Origin of the sequence: Chryseobacterium takakiae, assembly GCF_900129385.1 — a bacterium.
GTDB classification, from domain to species: Bacteria; Bacteroidota; Bacteroidia; order Flavobacteriales; family Weeksellaceae; genus Chryseobacterium; species Chryseobacterium takakiae.
Map to the genome: position 1 here is coordinate 181,466 of NZ_FQVO01000009.1, position 18,147 is coordinate 199,612.

14 protein-coding genes and 1 pseudogene are annotated in these 18,147 nt (G+C 38.5%); 10 read left to right on the forward strand and 5 right to left on the reverse strand.

Features of this window, described 5'->3' with window-relative positions:
• Nucleotides 1–29 precede the first annotated feature (29 nt).
• The 3 genes from BUA76_RS12945 to BUA76_RS12955 all read left to right on the forward strand — a co-directional run bounded on the left by BUA76_RS12945 (nt 30) and on the right by BUA76_RS12955 (nt 2,616).
• On the forward strand, nt 30–1,136 hold the full coding sequence (locus tag BUA76_RS12945) for an Mrp/NBP35 family ATP-binding protein (protein ID WP_072885217.1): 1,107 nt from the start codon (nt 30–32) through the stop codon (nt 1,134–1,136).
• A 36-nt stretch (nt 1,137–1,172) separates the two neighbouring features.
• Nucleotides 1,173–1,421, forward strand: a complete 249-nt coding sequence (locus tag BUA76_RS12950; protein WP_066439129.1) for a NifU family protein — start codon at nt 1,173–1,175, stop codon at nt 1,419–1,421.
• Nucleotides 1,422–2,001: 580 nt separating this feature from the next.
• Nucleotides 2,002–2,616: a response regulator transcription factor gene (locus tag BUA76_RS12955; protein ID WP_072885218.1), complete on the forward strand. Its 615-nt coding sequence runs from the start codon at nt 2,002–2,004 to the stop codon at nt 2,614–2,616.
• Between the two features lie 130 nt (nt 2,617–2,746).
• On the opposite strand, the gene BUA76_RS12960 is transcribed toward BUA76_RS12955, so the two are convergent.
• The 5 genes from BUA76_RS12960 to ppk1 form a co-directional block, all read right to left on the reverse strand.
• Entirely contained in the window at nt 2,747–5,788 is a 3,042-nt protein-coding gene (locus BUA76_RS12960) for a choice-of-anchor I family protein (protein ID WP_072885219.1), read from the reverse strand.
• 184 nt (nt 5,789–5,972) lie between these two features.
• Nucleotides 5,973–6,125: a hypothetical protein gene (locus tag BUA76_RS19285; RefSeq protein ID WP_178337338.1), complete on the reverse strand. Its 153-nt coding sequence runs from the start codon at nt 6,123–6,125 to the stop codon at nt 5,973–5,975.
• Nucleotides 6,122–6,775: an NAD-dependent epimerase/dehydratase family protein gene (locus tag BUA76_RS12965; protein ID WP_072885220.1), complete on the reverse strand. Its 654-nt coding sequence runs from the start codon at nt 6,773–6,775 to the stop codon at nt 6,122–6,124. Before BUA76_RS12965 ends, BUA76_RS19285 begins: the two co-directional genes overlap by 4 nt.
• A gap of 358 nt (nt 6,776–7,133) precedes the next feature.
• Nucleotides 7,134–8,018, reverse strand: a complete 885-nt coding sequence (locus BUA76_RS12970) for a Ppx/GppA phosphatase family protein (RefSeq protein WP_072885221.1) — start codon at nt 8,016–8,018, stop codon at nt 7,134–7,136.
• On the reverse strand, nt 8,015–10,087 hold the full coding sequence (ppk1, locus tag BUA76_RS12975; protein ID WP_072885222.1) for a polyphosphate kinase 1: 2,073 nt from the start codon (nt 10,085–10,087) through the stop codon (nt 8,015–8,017). Before ppk1 ends, BUA76_RS12970 begins: the two co-directional genes overlap by 4 nt.
• A 341-nt stretch (nt 10,088–10,428) precedes the next feature.
• Between ppk1 and dnaK the strand changes: the two genes are divergently transcribed.
• From dnaK to BUA76_RS13010, 7 genes and pseudogenes are all read left to right on the forward strand, one after another.
• Complete coding sequence (gene dnaK, locus BUA76_RS12980) at nt 10,429–12,324, forward strand: molecular chaperone DnaK (protein ID WP_072885238.1); 1,896 nt, start codon at nt 10,429–10,431, stop codon at nt 12,322–12,324.
• 606 nt (nt 12,325–12,930) lie between these two features.
• The gene (locus tag BUA76_RS12985) at nt 12,931–13,470 is read left to right on the forward strand and encodes a phage tail protein (RefSeq protein ID WP_083573232.1); all 540 of its coding nucleotides are present in this window, start codon (nt 12,931–12,933) and stop codon (nt 13,468–13,470) included.
• Nucleotides 13,471–13,515: 45 nt separating this feature from the next.
• Entirely contained in the window at nt 13,516–14,058 is a 543-nt protein-coding gene (locus tag BUA76_RS12990; RefSeq protein ID WP_072885223.1) for a phage tail protein, read from the forward strand.
• 32 nt (nt 14,059–14,090) lie between these two features.
• Entirely contained in the window at nt 14,091–14,633 is a 543-nt protein-coding gene (locus tag BUA76_RS12995; RefSeq protein WP_072885224.1) for a phage tail protein, read from the forward strand.
• A 61-nt stretch (nt 14,634–14,694) separates the two neighbouring features.
• Nucleotides 14,695–15,816, forward strand: a complete 1,122-nt coding sequence (locus BUA76_RS13000; RefSeq protein WP_072885225.1) for a type 1 periplasmic-binding domain-containing protein — start codon at nt 14,695–14,697, stop codon at nt 15,814–15,816.
• Nucleotides 15,813–16,751: a formyltransferase family protein gene (locus tag BUA76_RS13005; RefSeq protein WP_072885226.1), complete on the forward strand. Its 939-nt coding sequence runs from the start codon at nt 15,813–15,815 to the stop codon at nt 16,749–16,751. The genes BUA76_RS13000 and BUA76_RS13005 overlap by 4 nt, the downstream gene beginning before the upstream one ends.
• 17 nt (nt 16,752–16,768) lie before the next feature.
• Nucleotides 16,769–18,147: pseudogene (locus tag BUA76_RS13010) on the forward strand (hypothetical protein); the annotation flags it as partial.

The following is an 18,147-nucleotide window of genomic DNA, read 5'->3' on the forward strand; positions in this document are numbered from 1 at the left end:
TCGTAAATTTGTAGACAATTTATTAGTTTATGTTGACGAAAGACAAGGTTCAGAATTTCCTTAAAGATATAGAAGTAGATGATTTGGTAAATAATCTTCAAATCATGGGTAATGAGGTTTATATTGATATGACTGCTCATTCACCGGCCATGCACGAAAAGAAGAAGCTTGAAGCTGCTATGAAACAGGCTTTTGCAAGCGAATTCGGAGAAGAGGTAAACCTGAAACTGAAAATCGTTTCTCCGGAACCGAGTGAAATTCAGCAAAGCCAGATCAAAGGAAAACAGATCCCCGGAATCCAGAATATCATTGCTATTGCTTCAGGAAAAGGAGGAGTAGGGAAGTCTACCGTTTCTGCGAACATGGCGGTAACGCTGGCAAAAATGGGTTTCAAAGTAGGATTGCTGGATGCTGATATTTACGGACCGTCTGTTCCTACGATGTTCGATACGGAAGGACAAAAACCGATTTCTGTAGAAGTTGGAGGCAAAAATCTGATGAAACCGATCGAAAACTATGGTGTAAAAATGCTTTCAATTGGATACTTCTCAGGAGCCAATCAGGCTGTGGTATGGAGAGGGCCGATGGCTTCAAAAGCATTGAACCAGATGATCAGAGATGCAGCATGGGGAGAACTTGATTTTTTATTGATTGATCTTCCTCCGGGAACCGGAGACATCCATCTTTCTATTATTCAGGAAGTGCCTGTAACAGGTGCTGTTATTGTAAGCACACCGCAGCATGTTGCTTTGGCAGACGTAAGAAAAGGTATTGCAATGTTCCAGATGGAGAGTATTAATATTCCGGTACTTGGATTAATCGAAAATATGGCGTATTTTACACCGGAAGAATTGCCGGATAATAAATATTATATTTTTGGAAAACAAGGCGCTCAGTATCTTGCAGAAGATCTTGGTATTCCTGTATTGGGAGAAATTCCTTTAATTCAGAGCATCAGGGAAGCGGGTGATGTAGGAAGGCCGGCAGCATTGCAGGAAAATTCTTTAATTGCAGAGGTGTACACGGAAACTGCCCGAAAAATGGTGGAAAGTCTTGTAGAAAGAAACAAGAATCTGCCCCCTACTGAAGCTGTTAAAATTACCACGATGGCAGGATGCTCACCAAAAGCAAAATAATATTTCAATTTTAAAACCCAATTGAACTGAAAAAATATGGAAACAAATATAACACACGAAGATACGGTAACAAGGGTATTGGAGGCTTTGGAAAGTATCCGTCCGTTTCTTAATAAAGACGGAGGGGATATCGAGCTTATCGATGTGAAGGATAATCTGGTTTATGTAAAGCTTTTAGGAAACTGTTCCGGATGTTCATTGAATTTTTCTACCTTGAAACTGGGCGTTGAAAATACGATTAAGCAGCATGCTCCGGAGATAGAAAAAGTTATAAGCGTAGAGTAAGAAAAAATTATTATATTTTTCAGCAGACCTTTAAAACATTAGAGGTCTGTTTTTTTATTTTAGGTTTTCATGTACTTTTAACTTTTTTAAAATTGCCGATGTTTACACAGGTTTTATCTTTACAAGGAAGGGATTTGAACAGGGATTCGGTTGGTTTTAAATTTATCACCCTGTTTTGATTTCTATGTGTAATCGTTTTCACTTGATTTATAAGAAATTATTTAGATAATTTATGAAAAATTTATAGTAATATTTCTACATGCCCGTGAATATTTTATGTATTATTTTTGTAGAAAATATTTACAGCGCTAAGATAAGGATGAATGCTTGTAACATACTTTTTTATTCATTTAATTTATATGTTTAATAATTTTTAAAGATTTTATAAAAATTATTTTCAATTATTAGATTCCAGAATTTCCGGAATCAGAAAACCGGTGTAATAAATTTAATAAAAAACTACTGAAAAGTATGGATAGAATTGTGTATGGTATTTGGTCTGTAACTTGTATTGAAAAAACAACAATAAAGAGAAGCTGTTTCCCGTTTGAACGGGACTTTTATTTAAAAAACTAACTCTATGAAAAATATACTCATTGCTGACGGTCACTATGTAGTAAGAACAGGTACAGCTCTGGTGCTAAAATCAAAACTTCAATATCATTGCAATATAGATTTCGCCGAAACATTTTCTGAAACAAAGGATATGGTTTCTGAAAAAATATACGATCTTCTGATTATTGATATTGATATTCCGGGTAGTATTTACAAAGCAATGGTAAAGGATCTTAAGAAGAAGCAAAAACACCTTAAGATTTTATTTTTTTCAACCTATGATGACAACGTAGGGATACAATACATTGAAGAAGGAGCTGCCGGATATCTGAACAAAGGAGCTTCGGAAGCTGAAATTATAACTGCGGTGAATTCCATGTTTGAAGAAGGATATTACTATACCGTTAATATGATGAAAAAGCTGGTTACCCATACTGCGGGAAGCCACTCTGTAGAAAGGCTTTCTAAAAGGGAATTCCAGATTTTCCAGCTTCTTGCACAGGGAAACGGAAATATAGAAATTTCAAACATACTGAATCTTAAGATGTCTACCATCAGTACTTATAAGAAAAAAATCTTTGAAAAGCTGCAGGTGAAAAACGTGGTTGATCTGGTAAGAATTTATGACGATATGCATTAATTATAAATCCCGGCATAAGAAAATTTGCCGGGATTGTGTTTTTAAAGATCGTATTTCTACAATTTTATCTTTAGATTAAAATAAATAAGCCCCGTAAAAGGAGCCTATTTAATCCAACTAAATAATGATTCTATTTTACAATAACTCTTTTTGTATGTCCTTCTGAAGTTTTCACAAGATAAACTCCTGTAGAAAGTCTAGAAGTATCAATTGTTAAAGCATTCTTTTCTTTTCCGAGTAATTTTCCGGACATGTCGTACAGCTCATAATTCTGCATTCTGTTGAAATAAAGAGTATCTCCTTTCGTTACAGGGTTTGGAAATACATTGAAGGTCACCTTTTCTGTTTTTGCCTCACCAGTTGCCAGATTACCTGCGCCTGAAACTTCATACATGGATAAAGTTCCGCTTATTTCGTTGGCAACGATTACATAGCCTTTGCCTGTTGTTGTATTTTCAGGAGCTACGTAGATAAGTCCTTCCGGTCCGTTATCACCACCATAAGCTGAAGTCATACGTGAATGTTTGTAGTCGGTGAATGTAGGATTGTTAGGATTTGTGATATTGTAAACCATCACACCACCTGTTCTTTCCAGGGTAATAAAAGCATACGTCTGCCCATTGATGGTTCCCAGAGCAACACCTTCTGGTTCAGGGCCTTTGGCTCGGCTTCTGTTCTTTGCTGTATTCGATTCATTATCAGCATTAAAAATCAAAGGATGATTGGCTGCAATATACCGTTCAAACTGATCTCCGCTGTCGTAAACAATCTGTCTTGTATCTGCATTAAATATGGAAAAAGAACGTGCGCCTAACGCTGCAATCTCTTCAAAATCTGCGTCGCCATCTGTATTTCCTGTAGCATTGGAAACTCTGAATCTGCCTAAATTATAAGAAGCTTTCAAAATCGCTGCCTGAGGAAATAAAGTTGGGTCAGGAGTGTAATTATTTGCTCCCACCGTTGTTCTTTCACTGAAGCCTGAAAGATCTTTTTCATCTCCTTCGTTGGCCGTAACAATAAAATGAGTGGAGCCCACTTTATAATTCTGAACCGCATCCGGAGTGTAATATGCTTTTACAGGCCAGTTTGCAATTAAAATTTCATTATTGTTATCCGATGCATCAAAGCCGTTTCCGGGAATGCTCATGTCTTTTTTACCCAGTCCCCAGATTCCGGTAATTGTTTTTGTCGCTAAATTCACCTCTGCCACCGCATTATTTTCCTGAAGCGTAACCCATGCTTTCTGACTATCAGTACTAATCGTAATATATTCCGGTTCCAGATCCTGAGAAAGCGTATTATTTGTTCTTACCTTTCTTAAACCTGTTGCGGTTAAAGCGTTAACCTGAGAATCAAAGGTATTGAAATTAAGCGTAGTCACGTTACTTTGGGTAAGATTGGCAATTCCCCCAGAAATATCAATAATACTAATCGTTCCTTCCGGATCAACGGTGTAGGCGTCATTTGGTTCTCCTTCGTTCGCGGTCATAACTTTGGTGCCATCCGGAGAGAAAGCAACCATATCCGGCAAAGCACCTACGGTTACCTGCTTAAGAAAGTTACCGTTAATATCAAAGAAAACGACGGAGCCGTTCTGCTGCGGATTGGTATTCGGAGAAGCGGCAGCGATGATTCCGTTTTTCACGGCAATGCTGGTAATACCTCCGTATGGGGCCATATTAATAGTGTTGATTACCGTTGGAGCTGTAGGATTACTGAAATTAATAATATCAAAAACATCCGTAATGGAGCTGATGGTAAATAATCTCTGTGTAGCAGGATCATGAACGACAATTTCCGTAGAACTGTTATTGTTTCCTGATGGATCAAAACTTCCGATATAGTTTAGGGCAATCTGATTTGACGGGACAGGCGCCTGCTTGTCGTTATCAATAATATAAATTGTTGCATTATTATCTCCGGAAATAGTTGCACCAACAGGACTTTCAAGACTCACTACAAAATATTCCGCGTGCTGCTCTTCCGCCGTATCATCAATGATCGGAATATTTACGGTATAGCTTGTTGTAGAAGGATTAATCGTAATGGTCTGATTGGCTAATGTAAAATCAGTGCTGTCGGCAGTGCTGAACGGAGCAGGTTTTACCACAAGATTCACGGTAGCATTCGACGGATTGGCAATATTTAGTTTAAATGCCAATGTCCCTGCATTTTCGTTGACTTTAATGAAGTTTTTATCTAAAGAAATAGAAGTTCCTGCAGTAGTAAAAGTTGAAGAGGTCACCATACTTACGGCATTATCATTTGTATCCTCAACAGTATTCGGTTTTAAAGCCAGAAAATACGTCTGGTTGGTTGCTAAACCAGAAGCAGGAATTACGGTTATTGTATTATTTGCAAAAGTTGTAGTGAAAGGAACCTGAGCTCCCGAAGCATTTGTCAGCCGGAAATCAACAAGGTTTTGTGCATTAACATTAGTAATTGCAGAGTTATCTAACAGCCTTACATTTTCATTAAATGAAATTGTAGGATTCACCGTAGTGGAAGCATTATTGGTATTGTTTGCCGGAAGATAGGTTACTGTTGGCGGTGTTGTATCTACTCCGTTTAAGGCAGTTGCATCTACGGTAAAATTATCAAACCGGTTATTTCCCACACTTCCTCCGCCGGTTGGCGAGAATTCAACTTTAAGCTTAAAATTCGGGTTGTTGGAAACACCGCTCACTCCGGAAAAGTCAAAGGTAATCAGTTGTGGATTGGCATCCTGTGGAGAAACGGTCTGGTATGTCTGAAATGTTGATCCATCCGTAGAATAAGACCAGGTCTGTGCTCCCGCTCCGGAACCGGATCTTCTTGTTGTAAATTTTACAACTACATTTTGATAGCCTGTCGTTGGTAAACTGAACTGCAGATTTCCGTTAATAGGAAAATTATATCGTAAATGGGTACCTGCAGCATCACCGTTTCTGGCATTCAGATTTTCAACACTGAAATTCTGTCCGGTTCCGCCTGCGAAATCGATCTCCGTTGTTCCGTTGATTACTGCGTTCAGTGATCCTCCTGTTAAGCTTACTGTAGGAGTGGTAATGGCAGAAACAGAACTATTGTTGTTAAAATTCCAGTAGTGGATAAGAGATGTCTGCCCGAAAACCGCTCCCTGAAGGAAAAATGCGGCTACAACAGAACCTTTCAAAAAATAGTTATTAATCATTTTTGCTGATATTAAATTTATGCAAAAATGAAATTTCTACTTCTTAAATATTTTAAGGTAATTTTAATAAATGATTAATAAATAGGTTAAGGTGAAGGAAAAATAAAAATATTGACCGTAAGAAATGCATCGTCATCAGAATTTTCTAAAAACGATCTTTAAACTTCATTGAATATTAGTTTTCCTACTTGGACACATGGCCCGAAAAATTCAGATTTTTACCCGTTGCCTTTCTCCCGTCAAGAGGATGTTTCTGCATATAGAAAAAGCCCGAAATAGCAGTCAGAACCAGTAAAATAAAAGCAACCAGAAAAATTCTTTTTATCATTTCTTTCATATCGCCAGATTTTTAATGTCCTTAATTTCTAATGTTAAGGTGGGATATCCTTTTTGTACTGCGTTGATCATTGCTCTACCCACTTCATGTAAAGTTAATGATTTTGAGGGGAATATCACCGGAAAAAATAAAATAAAAGGTTTAAAAAACCATTTTACATTTTTCTGACCTTCAACAGGCTTCATAAATCCGGGCCTGAAGTTGTATACAGCCCTGAATCCAAGCTTCCTCAAAGTATTTTCCGTTTTTCCCTTTACTCTTGCCCACATGATCTTTCCGCTTTCTGTACTATCGGTATATGCGCCTGAAACATAGTTGAATACCATATCCGGATTCTGGATGAGCGCCGTCTTGGCGAAATGGATCGTCGTATCAAAGGTTATCCTGGTATATTCGTCTTCGCTCATTCCCATACTGCTTATCCCTGCGCAAAAGAAAACAGCGTCATACCCTTTCAGATTTTCATCATGAAGATCAATGCCGAGGAAATCGGGAACGATATATTCCTTCAGTTTAGCATGCTTTTTTCCGCTGGATTTCCGGCTTACACTCAGAACTTCTGAAACATTGGGATTTTCGAGGCATTCCAGCAGAACACCTTCTCCTACCATTCCGGTAGCTCCTGTGAGAATTACTTTAATTGAGTTCATTATTTAGTATTGTATTATTGCTGACGTTCAGAACATAATTTTACTTTATGGAAGATGAAAAATTATATGTATTGAGTTTTTTTTGACGTTATCAAGTTATATTTATATTTTTAAGGAGCAATTTGATTGCATTGAAAGCAATATATATATTATTTGAAGCTTTTTCCTGCTTTCGCTACTCGCTTTTCCTTTTTGGGGGTTGCGGCGGCTCCGCCGCCGCAACCCCCAAAAAGGAAAAGAGCTCAAACATGCCGCTCAATAAGGGCTAGGGTAGTGTCATTCCTTCACTATTTAAAGAAACAAATTGAATTAAAAAAAACCGGTCAGTGACCGGTTTTAAAATTTCTATTGAAGATAATTATTTTTTGTCCTGTAAAGTACTGTAAATATTATGAATCAAACCGTCTGCAACCGATATTTTAGGCACAAAAATCCTGTTGATTTCAGACCATGTCATCACATTATTGAAAATTTTTACGGCATGAACCAGCACATCTGCTCTGTCTTCACGAAGATTGTACTTCGTCATTCTTTCATCCACGGTGAGATCATTAAACTCTTTGTAGACTTTCTTAAGATGTGACAAGGACATCGGTTTGCCGTCTTTCGTTTTGCTCATCGAAAAAACTTTATTGATATTTCCTCCAGAACCAATTGCAACAATAGGCTTTTTACTGTTGATGTTTTTTCTGATCTCTTGTTGCATATCCTTCCAGTTATCGGGAGTTACCAGATTATTCAGCAAACGGATTGTCCCGATGTTGAAAGATTTCTCATAAAGCATTTTGCCGTTTTCATAGAAGGTAAGCTCGGTAGAGCCACCGCCAACATCAATATAGAGATAGGCAAAATCTTTATCAAGGCCTTCTGCAATATGGTTTTCAAAAACCAGGGAAGCCTCTTCGTCTCCCGAAATAATTTCAATATTAATTCCGGAGGTTTTTTTTACTTCATTAATAATGTCCCGGCCATTGGCTGCATCACGCATGGCGCTTGTTGCGCAGGCTCTGTAATGTTCCACCTTATAAATTTTCATCAGATCACTGAAGATCTTCATAGAATCAATCACCATTTTTTCACGCTCTTCACCGATCTTTCCGAGGGTGAACACATCCATTCCCAATCTCAGGGGAATTCTCAAAAGGTTAAGTTTGATGAATTCAGGCTGTTTATTGTTAACCTTTACTTCATTAATCAGCAGCCTGGCCGCATTACTTCCGATGTCTATGGCTGCAATCTTCATGTTTTGTTTGTTTTAGCATGTAAGTATCGATAGGTCTCAATCTGAGAACGGCATTCTTCTTTTTCATTATGAATGTATTCGTTGCTCAATTTTTTGTCTAAAATACGAGCTTTTACATTATCTTTCAACTGTATGTCGAGAATATCTTTCAGTTCTTTCTTTAAGTTTTTATCAGTCACTTTCGCGGCAGCTTCAATTCGGTAATCCAAATTTCTGGTCATCCAGTCAGCCGAAGAAATGTATATGTCTTCAGCACCTTTATTATAAAAATACATTACTCTGGCGTGTTCCAGATATTCGTCCACAATACTGATAGCCTTGATTTTTTCTTTAAAATCCTTTTGATTGACCGCACAATAAATACCTCTTACGATCATTCTGATATGTACTCCTGCATTAGCAGCCTCATATAATTTTTCAATCAACGATCTGTCGCTCACCGAATTGGCTTTAACGATCATCTCTGCATGTCTTCCTGCTTTTGCTTCTTCAATTTCTTTATCAATATGATGAACAATCTTTTCCCTCATAAATTGCGGACATACCAAAAGATTTTTACAGGTTTTAAGGACAGGAAGAAAATCATCCTTCGGTTTTTTAAGCACGTTAAACACTTTATTAATGTCTGCCATTATTCCGCGGTCGGCTGTCATCAGCAAATGGTCGCCGTAGATTCTTGCTGTCTTTTCATTAAAATTTCCGGTACTTACAAACCCATACTGAATGGTCTTGTTGTGAGACCTTTTCTTAATAACACACAGTTTAGCATGAACTTTTTTGTTCGGGATGCCTATCAGTACGGTAATGCCTTCCGGTTCCAGCATTTCTTTCCATTCGAGATTGGACTCTTCATCAAATCTCGCCTGCAGCTCAAGCATAACGGTAACCTCTTTGCCGTTTCTTGCTGCATAAATTAATGCGTTGATTATTTTTGAATTACTCGCCAGACGATACGCCGTAATCTGAATGGATTTTACATCGGGATCCATCGCGGCCTCACGAAGAAGATCAATGACCGGATTGTATTTATGATAAGGGAACGTTAAAAGAACATCATGTTTTAAAATGACATCCGTTACTCGCTCTCCATGTTCAAAGTCAGGATGAGTAAAAGAAGTTCGCTCTACAGGACGTTCATATTTTTCGAAAACATCCGGAAAATCCATAAAATGTTTGAAGTTATGAATCTTTCCACCGGGAATGATACTGTCTTTTTTGGATAAATTCAATTTTCGGATCAACATCTCAAGAAGTGCTTTATCCATGTCTTTATCAAACACGAAACGGGTAGGTTTTCCCTTTCTCCGGTTTTTTAATCCTTTTTCGATTTTTTCGGCAAAATTAGTTCTGATATCATTATCAAGATCCAGCTCGGCATCTTTGGTTACCTTAAAAGCATTCGCCGAAAATTCATCATACCCGAAATACGAAAAAATATGCGGCAGGTTAAAAGTAATTACATCTTCCAGAAGCATCACATCTTTTTCCTGCGGATCTTCAGTCGGAAGCAGGACAAATCTTCCTACAAAACGAGATGGGATCTCGATAATGGCATAATTGCTGGAATACTGCCAGTCTTTTTTTCTCATGGCTACCCCCAGATAAAGACTCTTGTCTCTCATATAAGGCATTGGTGTATTTTCATGAAGCAAAATCGGGATTACATTAGATTCTACTACTTCATCAAAATAACTTCTTACAAAATCTTTCTGTTTGGCTGTTAAGTTTTTTGAAGTTTTGATAAATACATGATGATCTGCCATTTCCCCTTGGATTTTTTTCCAGGTTTTATCAAAATTCTGCTGCTGTCGCATCACAATGTCATTGATTTTCTGGAGAATTTTTGAGGGAGGCTGATAGAAAGATTCAGCAATTACTTTTTCTTTAAAATCCATGGCACGCTTTAATCCGGCAACGCGAACTCTGAAAAATTCATCTAAATTATTTGAAAAAATCCCCAAAAAACGGATTCTCAAATGCAAAGGAACCTTTTCGTCCATTGCTTCCTGCAGTACTCTCTCATTGAAGGCAAGCCAGGTAATATCTCTCGGATTAAAATGTAATGACATTCGCTAGTTTATAATTTATCAAAAATAATAATTCACCTTTTTTACTCAAGGTTTTTCAACGTTAAGCTTTAATTAAATTTAATAGTAGCCGCTGAAATTAATTTTTTACAGTGATTAAAGTTATTAAAAAAATAATTTAAATTAAAAAGTGACATTTTGAACAATTATACTTATCTAAATCCGGTTTATAGCATTGTTATCATAGAAGCATTCAACTTTAAAATCTCATTATTTGAATGGTTTCAAATGTTGTATGTCAATTTGTCACAAAAAAACATATGGTATAAATATTGAGAAATACAGAATGTAAATTAATTAAAAATAGAAAAAATAAAAATATTATGAGTAAAATAATCGGAATCGACTTAGGTACAACCAACTCTTGTGTTGCTGTAATGGAGGGAAAAGACCCTGTTGTTATCCCTAACGCAGAAGGTAAAAGAACAACGCCGTCTATCGTAGCATTTACAGAAGATGGTGAAAGAAAAGTGGGAGACCCTGCAAAAAGACAGGCAGTTACTAACCCTACAAAAACGGTTTACTCTATCAAAAGATTTATCGGAACACATTTTAAAGATGACGCTTCTGAGATTTCAAGAGTACCATATCAAGTAGTATCTGGACCGAATGATACGGTAAAAGTAAAAATCGACGACAGAGAATATACACCACAGGAAATTTCTGCAATGACCCTTCAGAAAATGAAGAAAACGGCAGAAGATTATCTTGGTCAGGAAGTGACAAGAGCGGTAATTACTGTTCCTGCATACTTCAATGATGCACAAAGACAGGCTACCAAAGAAGCTGGTGAAATTGCAGGTCTTAAAGTGGAAAGAATTATCAACGAGCCTACTGCTGCAGCGTTAGCGTATGGTCTTGATAAAAACCATAAAGATCAGAAAATCGCAGTGTATGACCTTGGTGGAGGTACTTTCGATATTTCTATCCTTGATTTAGGAGACGGTGTATTCGAAGTATTATCTACCAACGGAGATACGCACTTAGGAGGTGATGACTTTGATGATGTGATCATCAACTGGATGGCAGATGAGTTCAAAGCTGAAGAAGGTGTTGATCTGAAATCTGATGCTATCGCATTACAGAGATTAAAAGAAGCTGCTGAAAAAGCAAAAATCGAATTATCTTCTTCTCCACAGACTGAAATCAACCTTCCATATATTACCGCTACCGCTACAGGTCCTAAACACTTAGTGAAGACTTTAACGAAAGCAAAATTCGAGCAGTTATCTGCTGATTTGGTAAGAAGATCTATGGAACCGGTTGCTAAAGCATTGAAAGATGCAGGCTTATCTACATCAGATATCGACGAAGTAATCCTGGTAGGTGGTTCTACAAGAATCCCGATCATTCAGGAAGAAGTAGAAAAATTCTTTGGTAAAAAGCCTTCAAAAGGAGTGAACCCGGATGAGGTAGTAGCTATCGGTGCAGCAATCCAGGGAGGTGTATTAACAGGAGATGTAAAAGATGTATTGCTTCTTGATGTTACCCCGCTTTCTTTAGGTATTGAAACAATGGGTTCAGTGTTCACCAAATTAATTGAAGCCAACACTACGATCCCGACTAAGAAATCTGAGGTTTTCTCTACAGCGTCTGATAACCAGCCTGCCGTAAGCATCAGAGTAGGACAGGGAGAAAGACCGATGTTCAACGATAACAAAGAAATCGGTAGATTCGACCTTACAGATATACCGCCGGCACCAAGAGGAGTTCCTCAAATCGAAGTAACTTTCGATATTGATGCGAATGGTATCCTAAGCGTTTCTGCTAAAGATAAAGGTACTGGGAAAGAACAGTCTATCAAAATCCAGGCTTCTTCAGGTCTTTCTGATGAAGAAATTGAAAGAATGAAAAAAGAAGCTCAGGAAAATGCCTCTGCCGATGCTAAGAAAAAAGAAGAAGTTGAAATCTTCAACAAAGCAGACGGATTGATCTTCCAGACAGAAAAGCAATTGAAAGAGTTTGGTGATAAGTTATCTGCAGATAAAAAAGCAGCGATCGAATCTGCTCATGCAGAATTGAAAACCGCTTTTGAAGCTAAAAATGCAGATGATGTAAAAACTAAAACAGAGGCGCTTGATGCAGCATGGATGGCAGCTTCAGAAGAATTGTATGCAGCCGGCCAACAACCGGGTGCCGATGCAGGAGCTCAAAATCCTGGAGGTAACAATGCGGGAGCAGATGATGTACAGGATGCAGACTTTGAAGAAGTAAAATAAGCATAACTTCATAATAAAAAAAGGCCGCTTTAAACGCAAGTTTAAAGCGGCCTTTTTTTATTGCTATACATTAATTGATGGCTCGAAAAGCTTATTAGCTTTTAAAGCACAGATATTTATAAAGTTAAAAAAGACCTTCAACAATGAATGAAAACGGAAAGAGTTGTTATTGTGGTATTACTAAAATTTAATACAAATTCAGTATAAATACTTAATTCCGATAATGCTGTAATGTCTAATTTTATCAGGAAAATAATTGCAAAATCATATTGTTTTAAAAATGAAGAAAAATTAGAAATAATAAATTATTAACTAATTTTTTTTAATAAATAGTGATTATGTCAATAATAAAATTAAATTTGTATAAACAACTAAACATAATAATCATGAAAATCATCGTACCCAATTCTTTTCCCAAACTCATATCAAATTTGAATAATTGAATAGTAAATATGGGCTTATACATTATATTTTTTGTATTGCCTATATAAATACTTTGTCAATTCAGATATCTGCTGACTTATCAATTGATTCAGGTTGGGTTCTGTTTACCACCCTCTGAATAAAATTATACGTAATAAATATTCATTTTTAAAAACAATAATTATGGACGGAACAATTGGAGAAATCCGACTTTTTGCCGCAAACTTTGCTCCCAAATCATGGCAGTATTGTAATGGCGCATTATTGGCCATCAGGTCAAATACGGCTTTATTCTCACTTTTAGGAACTACCTATGGCGGAGATGGTATAAATACCTTCGGTCTTCCGAACCTTGCAGGCAGATCGGCTGTAGGAGCTGGGCAGGGGCCCGGTTTATCTTATTACAGCTTGGGAGAAATGACAGGCACTAATTCTGTAACGCTGACTATGTCAAATTTACCTACTCATACTCATAGCTTGTCAGGAAATGTTGTGATTCCGGCTTATTCAGATGAAGGAGATTCCGCAACTCCCGCGAACAATATCCTCGCATCTAAAGCGTCAATGTACAGCAATCAGGGTACAGATTCTACTACAAGGCCAATTCCGTTGGCATTGCAGATAGGTGTTTCGGGTGGAAATAATCCGCTCACTATTGTTCAGCCTTCACTTGGAATGAATTATATTATTTGTCTTTACGGGACTTTTCCTTCAAGAGGATAATTACTGAAACTTAAAATAACATTAATAACAATTAAAGATATCATTATGGAAGGTTATATAGGAGAAGTACGTTTATTTGGTGGAAATTTTGCTCCGCTTGGCTGGGCTTTCTGCGACGGAACACTTTATAGTATCGCGGAATATACAGCCGCATTTTCAATATTAGGAACTACTTTTGGGGGCGACGGCCGGGTTCAATTCGGTGTTCCGGATCTTAGAGGAAGAGTTGCTGTAGGAACGGGGCAGGGAGCCGGTCTTTCTATTATAGATTTAGGAGAGGTAGGCGGAACTGAAACGGTTACCATGACGACAGCACAAATGCCGCCCCACAGCCATACTGCCGCAGCAACAATTACGTTTCCATGTTTTTCGGATGAAGGCAATACGGGATCTCCGGCAGGTAATGTGCTCGCAGGTTCAGAAGCTGCATATTCTACTCAGGCATCGGATACTTTTATCGCACCGGCTACCACAACAGGTTCTATATCTGCTGTAGGAAGCAATGCTCCATTTAGTATTATACAGCCTGTATTGGCAACCAACTACATTATTTGTCTTGAAGGTATTTATCCGCCAAGACAGAATTAACTCATTAAACTATTAATAGAAAAACGATTATTATGGAAGGAACCATGTCAGAAATAAGAATGTTTGCCGGAAATTTTGCTCCCAAGTACTGGGCGTTTTGTCAGGGGCAGACAATATCGATTAATACTAACCAGGCACTTTTTGCACTTTTGGGCACCATGTATGGAGGTAACGGAACAACAACCTTCATGCTGCCGAATTTTGCAGGAAGGACAGCTATGGGAACCGGAACCGGAGCAGGAACCAAAGTATTTCAATTAGGAATGATGGCGGGTACTGAAACCGTAACATGTGATATACAGCACATGCCTATGCATACACACACAGCAGGATCTGAAACTGTTTCTATAAAAACATTTTCAGATGAAGGAAATACAGGTTCTCCTGCAGGCAGTACACTTGCATCATTACAGGGTTTATATTCTAGTGAGCAGCCGGACAGCACCATGAAGGCAATACCTAATGCATTTGCGTTAAGCGTTTCAGGAGCAGGGCAGCCAATGAGCATTCGTCAGCCTTACCTGGGAATCAATTATATTATCTGTATGTACGGAATTTTTCCGTCAAGATCTTAATTAGCATTTATTTATTCAGTCTGCGGTAATTGTATTGCCGCAGACTGACTTTATCAAGAATATGAAAATAGCTTTACTTTTACCGCGGTCTATTATTTATCCGTCTATTTCATTTGATATTATGGACGGTTTCAAGCAATCCCTTAAAAATATGGGCCTGGAAGATTACCATGAAATCGTTTCGGCGGGAATTGGGGTTGCTGCAAAAAACGAGGAAATTTATGATCAATGCGAACAGTTTTTACTGGCCGGTACAGATATCATAATAGGATATATGAATCCTTTTTCAGCAGAATTTGTACATCCCCTTTTTGAATCTTCGGGAAAAACCCTGATTATCCTGGATAGTGGTTATCACTTTCCTAAATTCAGCAAAAAGCTTTCAAATGCATGGTTTATCTCTCTTCAAGGTGGTCTGTGTACACGTGTAATAACACATAAAGCCATTGAGGACGGATTCAGAAATTTTGCATTCAGCTGCTCTTTTTATGATGCAGGATATCGCCCTTCTTATGTATATGCCGCTGCTGCTGAGGAAAAAGGAGGATCCATAGTGTTTAACCACATAACTTCTTTAAAGCGTTCTGATTTTACATTGAAGCCACTTACGGAATTTCTTGAAAAAGAAAAGGACACTGCGGTGCTTGCAACTTTTTGTGGCGATATGGCTGAAGACTTTTTTGCAGGTAGCAGCGAAATGTCAGGACATTATAAAGTATATGGTACGGGATTTACTGCGGATGAAACCTGGCTGGGAAAAATACCATATCCCGGATATGATTGGAGTACGGCAATAGCCTGGTCAAGAAATTTGAAAATTCCTGAAAATGAAACTTTTGTAAGTATAATGGATGAAATTAAATACGGTAAAGCCAATCTTTTCTCTTTATTGGGTTGGGAAGCTGCACAGTTCATTGGGCTGGAAAATACAGATTTGAAGGAAATGACCATTCATTCACCGCGCGGAAAAGTATATATGAATCCTGAAAACGGATTTTCGGAGGCTGAAGTGTACTATGCAACCGTTTCAAAAGATGAAGAAACAGGAAACTGTCTTTTAAAAGATTGTTGTGCAGCTCCCGTTACAGAAATGGAACGCGAAGCATTAGAAAGGAATATTGAATATATCAGAAGTGTAGAAGCCAATACGTGGCTTAATGCTTATGCCTGCTTAGAATCATGACAGGTCCATTTAAAATAGCAGTTTTATGTAATAACCGGATGGCATTTCCGGCTTTGCAGGCTTTACAGGCTGCAGGCCGACTTTGTGCGTTAGCAGTGCCTGATAATAACTTGGAAGTCATTGATTTTTGCTCTATGCTTTCAAAGCAATCAGGAATACCTTTGTTTATCATGACCAGCGAAAACTGCACCGGTCAGATAAAAAATATGATGGAGATTTCCGCTGCTAATACCGTTTTTACCATGACTTTTCCATGGAAAATTTCTTCTGAAATTCTCGCGCTTTATTCTGGTAAATTTTACAACTTTCATTATGGGCTTTTACCGGAAATGCGAGGTGCGGATCCGGTCTTTGAAACGATAAGAAGCCGTACAGGGCAATCGGGGATTACTGTTCATGTTATTGATCAATATATTGATAAAGGAGCTGTTATTCTTAAAAAAAATATTCCTGTTACTGCAGATATGACACATGGTGCATTATGCACTCATTTGTCGTGGTTAGGCGCGAATCTTTTAAACGAACTTTTAAACCTCTTACAAAGAAATTTTTTAGGAACGGAACAAAACGAAGAAAAAGCCCGGTATTATCCGAAACCGAATGCTTCAGATGTCTGCATTTCATGGGAGAACCAGGATGCTGAAACCATTGAAGCATTAACAAGGGCATGTAATCCATGGAATAAAGGAGCATATACTCAATGGAACGGATGGAATATCAGAATAGTGGAAGCTACCCCTGTTCAGATTGTAAATCATCCTACAGGACTTCCCGGAACCATACTGTCTTTGGATAAGGATAACGGATTAATTGTTAAATGTAATCATAATTCACATCTAAGATTAGATATCGTCTATACCGAAGAGGGTTTCATGAGCGGACATAAATTATCCGCTTTCGGACTCAGGCAGGGCGAACAATTCCAAAACTTATAACTTAAATATAATTAAAAATGAAAAATTTTTATTCTACAATCAAAACGCTGGCGAAAACAGTCGTCACGACGGGAGCATTGTTGCTGGGATATGCCCAGGCGCAGACAACGCTCTCTCCGGGAGGGATTGTATTTACCTCCTACGATTCTACTTCTACCTCGGTAGATGTATTCTCATTTGTATTGCTTGCTCCTATTTCAAGCGGCACGCAAATCAGCTTTACCGACAGAGGATATCAGGGAGGAAGTTCGTGGCAGGCAGCTGGATCAACTGAGTCTGCAGTTACATGGACTAGCGGTACCGCATTGCCGGCAGGTACAGAAGTGTATATTTCAGCATTGTCGGCTTCTGTTTACAACCCTTCAACAGGAACATCTTTTTCCAATGGTACTGTAGCGCTTACCGATGGTACCTCCTCTAATGGATTGGTTTTATCGTCTGTTGGAGATCAGATCATTGCATTCCAGGGAGGAAACGGAAGTGTAACAGGTGCTAATGTAACTTGTATTGCCGGGATCAATTATTTTTATACAGCGGGATCTACGACGGCCGCATGGAATAGTGATGCCGTTGGTAGTCCTAATGCATCATTAATGCCGCCAGGACTTACAGGAGGTACAAATGCATTCTATACAGGACCGGTATCTGGTGTCACAGTGGCTAGATCCGGAAAGTTTAACTGTACAGGAGTGCCAACCTCAACCGTTGCGAATATAAGAACAGCGGTTATGAATAATGCCAACTGGACACTTAGTACTGCTGCAGGATCACAGTATTCAGGATGTACATTCCTGGCCAGTAATCCTGTAATTACTGCCAATCCGGCAAATAGAACTATTTGTGCCGGAGGTACTACTACCTTTACGGTGAGTGCTTCAGGAGCTACTTCGTACCAGTGGTATCAGAATTCGGGTAGTGGTTTTATTGCTTTAACCAATACGGCTCCTTACTCTGGGGTTACAACCAATACCTTAACCATCACAGGAGCTACTTCAGCAATGAATGGTTACCAGTATCGTGCTGTAGCAAGTAATGGTGCGGGTTCTGCCACTTCTACTGCAGCTTCATTAACAGTTGCAAGCATCAGTACCACAGGAAGCAAAACCGATGTATCTTGTAATGGTGGGTCTAATGGTGTTGCTACGGTAGTGCCATCAGGAGGTGTTGCACCTTATACTTATTCATGGGCACCTGCAGGTGGTACAGCTGCAACGGCTACAGGTCTGGCCGCCGGAACCTATACGGTAACAGTAACAGATAATCTGGGATGTCAAACTACGAGAACATTTACGATTAATCAACCTGCAAGCGCAGTAAGCGGAACAACAGTAGTAACGAATGTAGCATGTAACGGAGCTTCCAACGGAGCCATCAACTTAACTCCGGCAGGAGGAAC

Excerpts from the sequence above, each read along its gene's own strand:
- BUA76_RS12945 (WP_072885217.1), top strand. The coding sequence starts at position 30 with ATGTTGACGAAAGACAAGGTTCAGAATTTCCTTAAAGATATAGAAGTA.
- BUA76_RS12950 (WP_066439129.1), top strand. The coding sequence starts at position 1,173 with ATGGAAACAAATATAACACACGAAGATACGGTAACAAGGGTATTGGAG.
- BUA76_RS12955 (WP_072885218.1), top strand. The coding sequence starts at position 2,002 with ATGAAAAATATACTCATTGCTGACGGTCACTATGTAGTAAGAACAGGT.
- BUA76_RS12960 (WP_072885219.1), bottom strand. The coding sequence starts at position 5,788 with ATGATTAATAACTATTTTTTGAAAGGTTCTGTTGTAGCCGCATTTTTC.
- BUA76_RS19285 (WP_178337338.1), bottom strand. The coding sequence starts at position 6,125 with ATGAAAGAAATGATAAAAAGAATTTTTCTGGTTGCTTTTATTTTACTG.
- BUA76_RS12965 (WP_072885220.1), bottom strand. The coding sequence starts at position 6,775 with ATGAACTCAATTAAAGTAATTCTCACAGGAGCTACCGGAATGGTAGGA.
- BUA76_RS12970 (WP_072885221.1), bottom strand. The coding sequence starts at position 8,018 with ATGAAGATTGCAGCCATAGACATCGGAAGTAATGCGGCCAGGCTGCTG.
- ppk1 (WP_072885222.1), bottom strand. The coding sequence starts at position 10,087 with ATGTCATTACATTTTAATCCGAGAGATATTACCTGGCTTGCCTTCAAT.
- dnaK (WP_072885238.1), top strand. The coding sequence starts at position 10,429 with ATGAGTAAAATAATCGGAATCGACTTAGGTACAACCAACTCTTGTGTT.
- BUA76_RS12985 (WP_083573232.1), top strand. The coding sequence starts at position 12,931 with ATGGACGGAACAATTGGAGAAATCCGACTTTTTGCCGCAAACTTTGCT.
- BUA76_RS12990 (WP_072885223.1), top strand. The coding sequence starts at position 13,516 with ATGGAAGGTTATATAGGAGAAGTACGTTTATTTGGTGGAAATTTTGCT.
- BUA76_RS12995 (WP_072885224.1), top strand. The coding sequence starts at position 14,091 with ATGGAAGGAACCATGTCAGAAATAAGAATGTTTGCCGGAAATTTTGCT.
- BUA76_RS13000 (WP_072885225.1), top strand. The coding sequence starts at position 14,695 with ATGAAAATAGCTTTACTTTTACCGCGGTCTATTATTTATCCGTCTATT.
- BUA76_RS13005 (WP_072885226.1), top strand. The coding sequence starts at position 15,813 with ATGACAGGTCCATTTAAAATAGCAGTTTTATGTAATAACCGGATGGCA.